This window comes from Ligilactobacillus saerimneri, assembly GCF_036689625.1.
GTDB classification, from domain to species: domain Bacteria; phylum Bacillota; class Bacilli; order Lactobacillales; family Lactobacillaceae; genus Ligilactobacillus; species Ligilactobacillus saerimneri.
The window spans coordinates 904,016-917,504 of sequence record NZ_CP144759.1; the positions used below are offsets into that span (position 1 = coordinate 904,016).

Here is a 13,489-nt window from a genome sequence, read left to right on the forward strand (position 1 = left end):
TAATCCCTCAAGGAGCACTGTAAGTAATCCTATCGACTTTCACAACAACCGTCTTCTCTGAAAATAGTTAATTATCTTACAGCATATCTTGAATACATTTAGTATATAAATCATTGAGCAATCTGTCAATTTGAATATTCTACCGCGAGGTTAATAAACGATAGTATTTAAACTAACTACTCATCTACTCTTTAGAATTACTAGTTAATACCGCTTAGTTAGTCGCGCTTTTTGAGGAAACCTAATCCTAGCAAACCTAAGATCATTGAGAAGAATCCAGCATAAGCAAAATCATCCTCATTGTCACCAGTCTGCGGTAACTTACGATCTTTGTTTTCAGTTTCACGAGCAGTATTATTAGTATTCTTGCCCGTAGCAGCTGGTGCATCTGGAGTTAAGTTACCGTCCTTATTAGGTTCTGCCGGCTGATTATCGCCAGGGGTTTGAGTTGCTGGTTCAGTAACCTTTTCATAAACAACTGTTACTTCTGAATTATGATCTGCAGTAAAGTTATCATTATTCAAAGTTAATCCTGAACCTGGAACCAGTGCTGGGTTTGGATTTTGGTAACCAGAAATAGCTGGGCTAGCTACCTTATCAAAGTTCAATGTTTCTTGATATGCAGGATCCCAAACAATTTCACCCGTAACTAGGTCTTTGTCACCCTTTTGCTTGAACGTAAGGGTTTGACTTTGATCTGGATGAATTGTATTTCCATCTTGGTCAACATAGTGAATGGTCTGCGTTGCGGTTTGACTCCGTTCAACATCCATGTGCTCGTGTCCCAAGTGGATAACAACTGTGTCTCCATCAACCAGGAAGTGATAACTATACCCTTGATCAGCTTGGGTCAAGTTAGGGTTGTTGTCGACCTTCTTGAATTGGTAGTTTTCTGGAATAGTTGGCGTAATTGTAGTGTATTCATCATACTTACCCGTCAATGTTCCAGTTAATTCTGGTAATTCAGTTGGGTTACCATCTGCATCTAACTTGTCATCATCAACATACTTGACATTAACCGTCCGATCTTCAGCCTGGTAATGAATATCTACGATTTCATTTGGTGTATCATGAGCGATAACCTTGCTTTGAACTGCCTTTGTATCGGCCTGATAACCAGTAAGTTCTGGTGCAGTAAAGGCATTCCAACTACTATTAGCCTGGTCGGCATTTGTTTCCTCATCAGTGATTGTCCAATTGCTGTAAGTCTTAGCATTGGTTACCAAATCAGTGTCAACTGATCTACTAAAGTTCAACTGTTGTACTGTGGTTTCAACTTTTCCGTCTGGCATGTGAACGTTAATCGTTCTTGTTGGCGCAGAAGTTTCTGTATTCTGAACATGCTTATGCTTGAGGTAAATTGTAATCACATTATCCTCATCCTTATCACTAACCACGTGATTAATCGGATCAGTTGACTTCAGGTAATATTTACCTTCTTCATTAGCGATCAAGCTTGGAACAACCGTTACATTTTCGCCGAAACTACTATTGATATCGTTGCCATAACGCACAATTTCATTATTGTTATCTTCGTCAAGGTAAACAACCTTAACCGTCTGTTGGTTAGCATGATATGTTACTACATAGTCAAAGTTAATCCCGTTCTTCAGGTATTCCGCCATCTGCTCTGGACTAGCACTGTTCAATTCACTTAATGTAACTTGAGCACCACCAACTACTCCCATATCAGGTTGATAACCCCGAACATTTGGAGAGATTATCTTATTAAAGGTGTAATCATTACCGGTCCATGCAGAGTAGGTCTTTTCATTCGTGACCATGTCCGTTTTAACCGTGCGTGTAAAGTCAATGTCTTTGCTAGTGACATTGGGCTTTGGTGTTTGCTGACCAGCACCTTGGTAAGTTACAGTTTGACTAGCCTTGATAGATTGTGTTTCTTGGCTAGTTTCAATCTTGTGGCCTAAGTGAATGACAACCTCGTGCGTTCCTGGCTGGAATGTATATGTGTATGCCATGTTGGAAGCTACTTGCTTACCGTCTAAATCGATTCGATTATTGTAAACATAGTTTTCTGGCACTTTGACACTGATAGTATCTGTGGTATCAGTAGCTCCATTGAGGGTTGTAGTAGTACCCACTTGTTTGCCACCTTCGTCATCATCAACATACTTAACAGTTACATTCTGCGCTTGGGCTAAGTAATTGACATCGATTACTACGTTATGGTCAGTAATAGCAACAGTCTTTTGGTTAATTGAGTCCAAAGCGAACTTATTGTTTTGATCAGTAGTATCCTCAACCTGTATCCCGTATCCTGGAATTGTCATTGGTGAGTATTGAGCCCATGTATCCGTCTTGCCATCTGGAGTTGTGACTGTAGTACTTACAGTTGCCCCCGTCACCTTGTCAATTACAGATACAACATGGAAATCAGCATTTTGGAGAACTTGTTCAGTTTGACCTGTTGGCTTATGAACATTAATTGTTCTTGTGATGGTCTTGTCATTTTCAGTATTTGTAGTTGCATGTTGATAGTAAACATTAACTATTGTTTGTGCCTTATTGACATCGGCAGCTGCTGAAGCAACTTGGGCCATCTTTTGGTGCTGTTCATCAGTTGGTCCGGTATACCCGTACTTAGAAAGGTCATAGTTATCTACTTCTGCAAAGTTACCATCTGCTACATACCCAGCCACTGAATTAGGATCAGTATCATGGATGTATCCGTCGGTAGTGATTAATGCATTGCCATTAACTTGGTCCGAACTAGCATAACCCAAGAGTTCATGAGTTACCTTGTCATAGACTGCATACCGATTAAAGTTAACGGTCTGAGTCTTAGTACCTGGTTCTGTAATGGTAATACCTGGGTGGTGAACATCACTGATTAATTGGTGTTCATTTTCATCGTAATAATTAATCGTTCTAGTGACACTCTTAACCTGCTTGTCTAACGCTATATCATGAGCAATGTGGAGCGTTACAACTTGTGGCACTTGATCATCATTAGGATCAGTAATGGCTACATTGTTTGTAGCGTTATCTGTATTATCGTATCTGTCAGCCAGTTGGTCGAGATCATCACTAACGAACTTGTACCCCTTAGCTAAGTAGTAACTCTTCAAGGCAGCTAACTTATCACTTACCTGGCCTTTGATGACTACTTGGTCACTGACACCCGGGATAGTAACAAGTATTCCTTGCTTTTCCAGTTCCTTGATTTCGTCATCGGTTAGAAGCTGGGTCTTGGTAGTATCGTCATAGACATTGAACTTAATCTGTTGTGGCACAGGAACATATGTCACTTCAACAGTTACATCCTTGTCATTAGGACCGACCTGGACGCCAGGAACCTTGGTCCCAGCATTGTCGTCAACCTTGATAGTGTAGCCTGGAATATGAACGGGTGTGTATTCAGCCCAGGATCCTGTACCTGGATGATCAGTATCAACTGGTGCATCTGCCACAATTCTAGCTGACAACTGTTGCCCAGTATATAAGTCCGTTAACCAGTAAACAGTAAATGGAACATCTTGCTGGATTGTTGCTTCACTCTGTCCACCTTGTAACCGGGTACCTGGATAAGTTACATGAATTGTTCTTGTAACATGGAGCTTATCTTGACTTTCAATTTCTTTTTTCTCATGTACATAGTGGTAAACAACAGTTACGTCTTTTCCTGCTGTTATCCCTGTTGGTTCCCCTTCCACATTCTTGAAGAGAATATGTGCTGGAACATCATTAGCATCTAAGGCATTAGTGAGGTATGGGTCGCCAGATTTTATAAAGTCAACGTTATCTTGTTTTAATGGGTTACTGTTATTGTCATCATCAACCCACTTGGTAGTAACATCAACGTATCTTTGTACAGAGAGCTTCAAGCTACTTTCGTTGTCGTTATATGGCATTTCGGAAATACCTGTTGAGGATGTGAGATTACCTGAAAATACTTCCCGAATCTTAAGATTTGCCAGTGATACACCATCTTGCATCCCAGTGATGATGTAGCCTAGTTCTGCTTTAGCCAAAGCATAAGGCTTCATCACATCTGACTGCAACATAACCGCCTTGATCTGGGACCAATCCTTTACTTGATCAGCGGTAACGAAGTCCTTCAGGTCATCAACAGTAACAACCTTACCTGTGAAGTGCTTAGTTGAGAACTTCAAAGTCCCGTTACCACTGTTATCAATCTCAACCTTATCGGTACCCTTACCAGTTAAGTGCATCGTAATTAAGTCGCCACTATCTAAATCAGGCAAGTCAATCACATTGTATGAATACTTGGAAGTACCCTTATCGTTTAGGTAATTGATTAATACCAGGTCACCAGTATAGCCATCCTTCTTATGAGCAGTGTCATAATTGTTGGTTGCCGGGGTATCCTCTGGGTCTTCACTAGAGTAATCAACATTGAGGTCACCCTTAATCCGATTATCCTTACCATAAGTGGATGGTGAAGTTAGGATGTAGTTAAGCCCATTATTAGCGCCCGGTAAACCATAAATCATCGAGATAAGCTTGTACTGGTCACCATTCTTGAAAGTGAAGTCCTTTGCCTGGTCACTGGCATGGTTTACATCGTCCACCTTATAAAGGAGTTCTTGTCCCTTTTCGTCCTTAAGTTTAGGGTTATTCTTGATGGCTTCGCTTCTGTCTGCCCAATAGCCAACTACATCGTTACCCTTGACTTCGCCAGGATTCTTATATTGATATCTACCTGGTAATTGGTTCTTGTTAGCTGTAATCGTCATTGTCGATTGTGGAGTTGCACCACCAACCCAAACAGGACGACCATAACTTGGGGTAAAGGTTAAATCAATGCGGAAGACATGTTCGCCATTCTTTCCGATATAACCCAAGTCAGTTAACGTAGCTAACTTATTCTTCAATAAGTCATCAGGGGCGCCACCAACCCATTGTGAAACTTGCGTAATATGAATATCATTTTTATCGATATCAAAGCCCTTAGGAATGACAATTATATATGAACTAGAATCATTAGTTGGTGCAGTTGCATTTTGCAGAACGTAGCGAATTTCAGCTTTGTTCCCATTATTAACAGTGTCTGTTGGTTGGTAAGCACCATCTTTAAAGCCAAAGACCCCACCAGTAAAGAAGATTGACTTAGAAGCTGGATTCTTAACAGTTAATTCCTGCTTAACATCAACGGTATCGCTAACTTGGTCTGAGTTAAACATCAATTGGTAGTCGGCGTGGTCGCCATCTTTTTTGTTTAAAATACCATTGCTGTTATAAGTTGCGAGCACCTTGGTCCCAGCAATGATGTTATCAAACACGAAGTCAATAGCCGTGATATTGCTACCATCTTCATTAATCCCTGATCCTGCTGGGAAAGTAACAAAGGTACTAGTATCGCCCTGGTTAACACCTAGTTGCACCTTCTGGCCATTAGCCAAAGTTACCATAACGCTGGCAATCCGGTTCTTTTGGTTTGTTTGGATATTAATCCCGTATTGACCATTGCGCTTAACAAAGACCGTTCCTTCTTCAACAATAAAATGAACCTTGACGTTGGTTTGCTCTTCATTACCTTTATTGAAGACTTGAATAGCCCGTTCTTGCTGATAATCTAAGTAAGGATTGTCGGTGTCATGCTTGCCATTATTTACCTTATCAACAAAGATATTATTCTTTTCATCAACGGTATATGAAGCTTCAAGGTCTGGTGCTTTTTGTCCAGTAACTGCTAGTCCAACATGTTTAACGTCACCAGTGAAAACTAGGTCCTTATCGGTTGCGTTATGATCGTTATTCTTGTTAGTCACATGATAAGTCACAGTTGCTTGGAAGTTATTATTCTCAGCAGCTAAATTATTCTGATAACTTCCAAATAAGACAATTTCATTCCCATTCAAGAGGGACTGATCAAGATTGTTAAATGTGATTGTAACTGGACTGCCTGCACCGGCTTGTTCTACCTTCAAATATTCTGGATTGTTGACCAAAGTATAGAAGGTCTTATTATCATCACCAATGTTTTGTCCGGCAACCAAGCCAAAGTTATTTGCGTCAACCACAAAACCAGCCGGAACATCAAGATTGATTGTCCCTGAGAACTGGTTCCCGTCCTTAACACCATTATTGTTAAGAGCAATGGCAATTGGGTACTTTTCATTGACTGATAAAGGACTCTTTTGATTGTCATCAAAAAGTGGTGTTGCATTAGTAAATTGTGCTTTTTCCCCGATAGTATAAGTTAAGCGTCCAACTTCAACCCCATTCTTTTTGAGGATAACATAGAACTTGGTCCCCTCTGCAAAGAAGCCCCAATCACTAATTGTTGGATTCAAAGTCACATTGAAAGTGGTTGATGACTTTTGCTTGATGTGGTATGTAAAAGTTGTATCCTGGAAATTCTTATTTGTTGCAAATCCAGGGTCAGTAACCTTTGTGACTGATGATGTAACGTCATACTTCCCATCTAAACTCCGGTCAGTTGTACCAGTAAAGATATATGGAACTTCAACGGTAAATTCATCGTCCCGGTTAGCTGCTACAATAACTGAAATGGCCCGGTTCCCACTATCCCCGTGGTTCAAGGTCACATTGCTACTTGCTTCATTTTCATCGATAATTTCCGCTTGATTTGCTACAGCCTGCTTAGCGCGAACTGTAGATGAAGCAGGTGTATTAGTAGATGTTGGCTGTTCAACTTGGGTAGTAGTTGGTTGAGCAGTCTTATTATTAACTGATGTAGTATCACTTTGACCAGGATTATTAGTAGTCGTAGTGGTTTCATTAGTAGTATTTGCATTACCAGCAGTTGCCTGTGAATTACTACTTGTAGCATCAGTATTTGCTGTGTTCGCTGTGTTCGCTTTATTAGCTAAAACAACAGTAGTATCTTGTCTACTAGTCACATCAGGTGAACTAGTCTCCTTATTAACTACCTGATTGCTCGTGGCATCGCTGATATTATCAGCCTTAACGAAGCTGCCACTATTCACTAAGAAAAATGATCCCAGTAAAACTGAGACTGTCCCGATTGTTTTCTTACGGATTCCGTAACGGTTTTGTTTTTCCCATAGTGGGGGAAAGTTGAGATTTCTTCTAGATCTCTTCCCTAACATCTATATCCCTTCCATCTATTTAATACCATTTTAATAATTAATAATCCTTTAAGTATATTATACTTAAATAAATTAAACTCATCAATCCAGAGAATGCCTTTTCTCCTGTGTTTGTCCCACCATTTGTACTTATTTTTTAGCTATTTTTCAGGTCATTACTGCCTCCTTTTCTTTTTTCCCAATGTGCACCTTCCGTAGGACTATACTTGGTAGTTTATTTAAAATAAGGTGAGATTTTGCTTGTAAAATGCTAATTTTTCCAATAAAAAAGACGGAATTCTAATAAAAATCCCGTCTGCTATTTAATAAATAAATTGTGGTGGATTTAACACCATTATTCTTCCAGTGTCCGTTCCCAATCAGGTTCCGTCCCGGTTTTACCAATTGCTTTGATCTTGTATGAGCCATCCTCTTTTTCAATCTCAGCATTGTTATAAGTAAACTGTTGGATCTTCACTGAATCTTCATTGTTGAAACGATACTTAACGGAGTATGAGATCCGTGCTTTGTTCTTTTCCAAAGGTGCAATACTGTTGACCTTAACAACTTTAACGTCCTGCAGATTGTCCTCAATACTGTTAAAGAAAGCAACCAGCTCATTGTAACCATCATTATTTTCGCCATCAATAAAGTCATCATCAGCCACAGAGCTATCTTCGCCATATTTCAAGCCTGAAAAGGCATCCGCCAGCAGTTCTTCAGCGGCTTCTTTATCAACCAACCCGTCATAGTCAGGGGTGATCGTATTGTTACCTTTATCAAGTTCCTTTTCGATAGAAACCGTCTTAGATTTGACCGTCTTGCCATCGAACTTAGTTTGCAAGTACAATTTACCCCCATCAGTTAATGGATAATCAGTGAATTTCTTCTTGCCATCATCACCTAAGCTACCAACTTTTTCGCCATTGATATAAATCGTACTATTTTCTGGCCCTTGAACAGTAAACGTAGCTGTCTTCAAGTTCAACTTTACCTGGTTATCCTTACCGTATGTAATGTATTCCGTTTTGACTGAACTCAGTTTCTTGCCCTTTACAGTACCTGCAGCTTTGAAAGTATACCGCCCTGGTAAGATTGGACCAACTTTAACTACCTGGGAAGCAGCGGTTGTCGTTGTTAATTTCTTATCATCCCGGTATACCTTAACCCCACTATGGTTGGTATACAATCTCACATATACCGGTTCAACTTGGAGCTTATAAGCTGGGAACACTAGTAACCGGTGACCAGACTTGACCCAAGTCCACCTGCCATAGGTCATATTCGCGGTTAAGGCACTCTTCAAGCTATCAATTGTTTTTTGATCACCAGTAAACATCTTCCGAAATGCATTGGCTTCATCCTTTGAAATCTCTAACGAAGAATCACTACTAGTCAGGTATGGTGATACGTCCCCTTTACTGTCGGCTAGTTCTGTCAAAAAGCGGTCCATCTGTTTAGCGCTAGTATAGTAGTTGCGCCCAAAGAGGTAGCCTCCCAGCAGCACTACTAAAACAATTACAGCCGCTACGATTCCTTTATTCGTTTTCTTGGACTGGTTAGCAGGACTTTGCCGACTATATTGTTGTATCTCTTGTTCTTGCGGTTGTTCCGCCACTGGCTGTGGCTCAGGGGTTACTGGTCCTGCTTGGACTTCCTGAGATTCCGCAGGTTGACTAGGCTCAGCTTCCTGGAGTACCTGCCCACAGTTTGCGCAGAACTTTTCATCTTCACTGACTGGATGTCCACAGTTAGGACAAAATTTGCTAGCTGCCATTGCTTACTCCTCCTTGCTGGTCTTTAGATATTCAACAGACGGTCAATAACTTCTTTAAATACTACGTAAAAGGAATCGTGTAATACGGAATATGCAATATAATAAATAATTGCATCAACCAGATAGATCGCAAATGTTGCATAAAATCTATCAAACTTTGGCTTAACGATTTCATAACCTGTGGCAAGAATAGCAATTGTCCATACAGCTAACATCAAACCAATAACTACCAGGGAGAATTTCAGCCCACTCAAGTTTTGGTCAGAAATCATCATTACACTTAATAGGAACAACAAGTTCAATGGCAATAGATAAACTGATTTATGTGCAATATTATTGATCATTGTCACAAAATTTGGGTGTTTAGCTTCTGAAAAACTTTTCTCAACCAAGTAGTTAACCCCAATCATTACAAATGCTACGATCACTGTTATTAAAAAGAAACCAAAGGCCACGTAAAATCCAACCCGGTTTTCAATCGTTGGGATAGGTGAAGAAAGTAAAGCGATCAATGCTTCGGCAATGCTCATTACTGCCCTAGCAATCTTTCTAATCAAGAGCATAATTGATAACCCAAAGAGGATTCCTTCAATCAGTAAAGTTATTACTCCCGCATACTTCGGTCCCTCTTGGGGTGTAAAAGGCTTCTTGCAGGCACTAGCTAACCAGCTCCAATAATTGCCAGCAACCTGCTTCATTTTCTCATTATTTACCACAGCTGTTTTGACAGCTGGAGCAGGTTGTGGTTGAGCCGTTGCTTCAGCCTGCTCTACCGCCTTGGGCTGTGGTTCAGTTTTCTGAACAATTGCTTGACCACAACTTGTACAAAACTTTGCCCCATCTTTTAGCTTTGCACCACAATTAGCACAATATTTCATCTCAATCATCCCTTTTTGTATTTATTAGTAGACTTATTATACCATTTTATCTTCATAAAAATTTAATATTTAAGGATGCCTAATTTAGCCTTCATTTTTAAGATCCGCGTTACCGACCGATTAATTTGTTTAGTAGAAATATTTCCCCGCTTAATCTCAGCTTTAATCGCCGGAATTCCAGTCTTATAATCTGAGCTTAAAAGCATGTCATTGCCCGCCATAACAGCTAAAACATCCGCATTAATCTTCTTTTCCTGGGCAAACTTAGTGACTGCCCCCATGTTCATATCGTCAGTGACAATAACTCCTTTAAACTTGAGTTCCTTACGGACCAAATCATGAACCGGCCTGGACAAAGAGGCTGGCTTGCTGCCATCAACACTTTTCATTACCACATGACCTACTAATAGCGAATCAGCTCCCGCCTTGATCCCGGCCACAAAGGGTAAAAAATCATTCTGACGAAAGACATCCAAACTACGATTATCACTCGCAAAACCGACGTGGGTGTCAGCTGCTGCCCCATAGCCAGGGAAATGCTTCAGTGTTGCGCCGACCTTTTGCTTCTGAATCGCTGGCACCACCTGTTTAACGTAGTTAGCCGTTATCTGATAATTTTCACCTAAAGTTCGCGGATAAATAAAGCTCCCCTGGTCAGTAGTAACATCAGCAACCGGAGCAAAGTTCCAGTTAATCCCCAAGCCATGCATGATTTTGGCTACAGCACTATACTCAGTAACCACTCCCGCCATACCTTTTTGCTTATACACCGTCTGGGGTGCAGGAAATTTCCTATTGTTAGTCAGTCCTGGATATGTACTTAATCGCGAAACAGTCCCTCCTTCTTGATCCGTCGCAATGAAGGCACCGTATCGACTTGCTTTTTGCAGTGCCTGGTCTTTAGCTTTCATTGCTTGTGCATCCTGCTTGGCAAAGTCACTTCCAAATAAAACGATCCCCCCCAAATGATAGGTTTTACTATCGGAAATCATGGCATCAATATTGCCTGAACTGGGGCTCACATACATTTGGCCTATTTTTTCATCCAACGTCATTTTCTTTACAATTTTATTGATTTTCTTATTGGATACCTTCTTAGCCTGGACAGACCCACTAACCAAAAACAAACCAAGGCATCCTACCATAATTTTTAAGAATAATTTCTTCATCAAATATCCCCCTATCACCTAAACTAACTCAGCATGTGCCCCATTAATTATAAAAGCAACAAAAATCAATATCAATAAATTATGTTTTCATAACAAAAAGCAGAACATAACCTACACAGCAAGTCATTTGGCTAAACCAAGACGAGGAATAACGCAGATGTAACGATCTTCGTTTGTCCTCAGCGACTAGATTGGCGCTTGTTTTCTATACTATCTGTGAGTCAGATTAACAAAAAAGAAGCTGGTGAGAATATAGCATTTCTCTCAGCTTCTCTCTGAATAATATTATTAACCCCGCCACCGTTGTTGGCGCCGTACCTGCCGCTTTTCTAACTTTTTCTTTTGTTGGCGGTCTTTTTGGATAGCTTGTTTAATCTTGCGCTTATAGCCTGGTTTGCGCTTTTTCTTTTCTTTTTTAACCATTCCAACCAGCCGTGGATCTAGTTTTTGTTGTCTTACACGACGCTTATCCCGCCGGTTACGATCATATGAATCCACCAACTCATGGTTCCGCAACATCTGCGGCTTGAAGTGGATCCCCATCTTTTCTAGTTCAACAATCATCTGGTCTTCACCCGGACCATATAAAGTAATTGCCGTCCCGGCCATTCCATTGCGCCCTGTCCGACCAACCCGGTGGATAAAGAATTCCAAATCTTCTGGGATGTCATCATTGATTACCAGCGAAACACCTTCGATATCGATTCCCCGGGCTGCCAGGTCCGTTGCAACGACAAACTGATAGTCTAATTGCTGCACTTCACGCATGATTCGTTTCCGTTGCCGGGGTTGAATGTCCCCATGGATTTTAGCCACTTTCAATCCTTGTGCCCGTAAATACGCGGTTAATTCATCAACCCGCTTAATCGTGTTGGCAAAAACCAACGCCAAGAATGGTTCTCCCATCGTTAACAGTTGATAAATCAACCGGTTACGATCTTTCCCCTGGGTCGAAATCAAAATATTTTCAATAGTAGGACTAATTACTGTCTTGGTTTCTACTACTTCCACTACTGGATTATTCATATACTTACGCAAAAACGGCTGTAATTTAACCGGAATGGTAGCTGAAAAGACCAACATCTGTAAGTCCTGTGGCATTGTGGACGCAATCGCATCTACGGGGGCTAAAAAGCCCATATCAAGCGTCATATCAGCTTCATCAACTACAAAATAATGTGCTTTATGAATATCAAGGGCATTAGTCCTGATCAAATCAAGAATCCGCCCTGGCGTTCCGATAACAATTTGTGGTTGGTGGTGCTGTAATTTTTCTACTTGGCGGTGCTTGTCTGTTCCCCCAACATAGTTAACTACCTGAATCGTCTGATCCGCATGCTGAACAATCTGTTTAGCAGCTTTATAAATCTGATAAGCTAATTCCCGACTAGGGGTTGTAATTACAGCTTGCACATAGTCATCAGCGGTCACATTCTGCATGATAGGTAGCAAGAAGGCATGGGTTTTTCCACTACCAGTCTGAGACTGACCAACCACACTGCGTCCATCTAGAATCATCGGAATCAAACGTTCCTGCACTTCCGTTGGTTCTGTAAAGCCAATCTCTGCTAGTGCGTCGTTAATAAATGGTTTAAATTCAAAATCTGTAAATTTCATAAATTATTCTGTATCTCCTGTATCCTTAGCGGCGATCTGATCTAACTTAGCAACAAACTCAGGAATCTGGGTAGCATCGCTAATCATCGCGCCACTTGCCAATGGGTGGCCGCCACCACCGTATTCCTTAGCCAACTCATTGATATGAGGACGCTTGGACCGAATTCGTAACCGGTATGACCCGTCACGCTGTTCAACAAATACAGTCCAGCAAATAATTTGTGCAATCTTGCCCAGCAATGGAACCGCAGAAGATGTACCGGCATCGCCTAAATCTAGTTCTGCTAAGACATCCTTGGTCAGGACAATATATGCAGCATCATGTGCGGTAAATTGCATGTTTTGCAAAACATAGGCTGCCAAACGGGCCTCAGGCTTGCTGATTTCATCCAATTTCCGGTTAATCGTCGCAGCCGCAATCCCTGTGTGCATCAGTTGAGCCGTTACTTCCATCGTATGCGCGGTGGTACCAGCGTACATAAAACGTCCCGTATCACCAACAATCCCGGCATATAACTTAGCAGCCGCGTCTTGATTCAATACTAAAGTTCCCGCAGCAGCGTTGACCAAATCTACAATGAGCTCTGAACAACTGGAAGCCTCAGGCCGCACCAACATCAAGTCCCCGTACGGGTCGTCATTCGGATGATGATCAATCTTAATCAAGAACTTACCCGTAAGATAACGGTCATCATCGACCCGGGGCCGATTAGCTGTATCAGTAACAATTACCAAAGCATTAGCATAAACGGAGTCTGCTATTTCTTGCTCTTTTCCAATCCAAGCCAAACCAGGTTCATTCTTACCCACCTGGTAGATCTGCTTTTGGGGGAACGAAGCCCGCAAAATTGTCGCCAAGCCACACTGCGAGCCAAAAGCATCCGGATCAGGGCGCTGGTGACGATGAATAATAATCGTGTCAAACTCCTTAATTTTTTCAATAATTTGTTGTTCTACTGTCATTTTTCTCCTCACATCACTATTAATAATTAAGTATACAATACCTAAATA

6 protein-coding genes are annotated in these 13,489 nt (G+C 41.1%); all 6 read right to left on the reverse strand.

All coding sequences use genetic code 11. The features are described from left to right. Window positions 1–218: 218 nt before the first annotated feature. On the reverse strand, window positions 219–7,058 hold the full coding sequence (locus V3C97_RS04400) for a mucin-binding protein (protein WP_338433847.1): 6,840 nt from the start codon (window positions 7,056–7,058) through the stop codon (window positions 219–221). A gap of 334 nt (window positions 7,059–7,392) precedes the next feature. Then, window positions 7,393–8,814 (reverse strand): zinc ribbon domain-containing protein, encoded by a 1,422-nt coding sequence (locus V3C97_RS04405; RefSeq protein ID WP_338433848.1) that lies wholly within the window; start codon window positions 8,812–8,814, stop codon window positions 7,393–7,395. 23 nt (window positions 8,815–8,837) lie between these two features. After that, complete coding sequence (locus tag V3C97_RS04410) at window positions 8,838–9,692, reverse strand: DUF6574 domain-containing protein (protein WP_338433849.1); 855 nt, start codon at window positions 9,690–9,692, stop codon at window positions 8,838–8,840. A gap of 62 nt (window positions 9,693–9,754) precedes the next feature. Continuing rightward, a complete protein-coding gene (locus tag V3C97_RS04415; RefSeq protein ID WP_338433850.1) occupies window positions 9,755–10,861 on the reverse strand; it encodes a glycoside hydrolase family 3 protein in 1,107 nt (368 codons plus the stop codon). Between the two features lie 288 nt (window positions 10,862–11,149). Further along, entirely contained in the window at window positions 11,150–12,478 is a 1,329-nt protein-coding gene (locus V3C97_RS04420; RefSeq protein ID WP_338433851.1) for a DEAD/DEAH box helicase, read from the reverse strand. Between the two features lie 3 nt (window positions 12,479–12,481). Next, window positions 12,482–13,441 (reverse strand): bifunctional oligoribonuclease/PAP phosphatase NrnA, encoded by a 960-nt coding sequence (locus V3C97_RS04425; protein ID WP_338433852.1) that lies wholly within the window; start codon window positions 13,439–13,441, stop codon window positions 12,482–12,484. Between the last annotated feature and the right edge of the window lie 48 nt (window positions 13,442–13,489).

Excerpts from the sequence above, each read along its gene's own strand:
- V3C97_RS04420 (WP_338433851.1), bottom strand. The coding sequence starts at position 12,478 with ATGAAATTTACAGATTTTGAATTTAAACCATTTATTAACGACGCACTA.
- V3C97_RS04405 (WP_338433848.1), bottom strand. The coding sequence starts at position 8,814 with ATGGCAGCTAGCAAATTTTGTCCTAACTGTGGACATCCAGTCAGTGAA.
- V3C97_RS04410 (WP_338433849.1), bottom strand. The coding sequence starts at position 9,692 with ATGAAATATTGTGCTAATTGTGGTGCAAAGCTAAAAGATGGGGCAAAG.
- V3C97_RS04415 (WP_338433850.1), bottom strand. The coding sequence starts at position 10,861 with ATGAAGAAATTATTCTTAAAAATTATGGTAGGATGCCTTGGTTTGTTT.
- V3C97_RS04425 (WP_338433852.1), bottom strand. The coding sequence starts at position 13,441 with ATGACAGTAGAACAACAAATTATTGAAAAAATTAAGGAGTTTGACACG.
- V3C97_RS04400 (WP_338433847.1), bottom strand. The coding sequence starts at position 7,058 with ATGTTAGGGAAGAGATCTAGAAGAAATCTCAACTTTCCCCCACTATGG.